The organism is Paraburkholderia sp. SIMBA_027 (assembly GCF_046535315.1).
In the GTDB taxonomy this organism is placed as follows: Bacteria; Pseudomonadota; Gammaproteobacteria; order Burkholderiales; family Burkholderiaceae; genus Paraburkholderia; species Paraburkholderia tropica.
This window is the reverse complement of sequence record NZ_JAWRWY010001376.1, coordinates 1-245: the sequence shown is the minus strand read 5'-3', so window position 1 is coordinate 245 and position 245 is coordinate 1. Positions and strand designations below refer to the sequence as shown.

Genomic DNA, 245 nt, shown 5'->3' with positions numbered 1-245 from the left:
CGGACAGTCTACCGTCCAGGGTCCGACAGGATAGGAACGTGCGCGGCACGTGCCTCTACGCCGCCCCGGTTGCCAAGAGGTCCAAAGCGAACTGCAGATCTTCCGGATATTCGCTGGTGACTTCCACCCATTCGCCGGTGCGCGGGTGGGTAAAGCCAAGCTGGCGGGCGTGCAGCCACTGACGTGTGAGGCCCAAAGTCGCAGCGAGGCGGGGGTCCGCCCCGTAGGTTAGATCACCGGCACAG

Annotated in this window: 1 pseudogene; it reads right to left on the bottom strand. The window is 64.9% G+C overall.

What is annotated here, in order from left to right:
- Window positions 1–55 precede the first annotated feature (55 nt).
- Window positions 56–245: pseudogene (locus tag SB764_RS43685) on the bottom strand (RNA pseudouridine synthase); the annotation flags it as partial.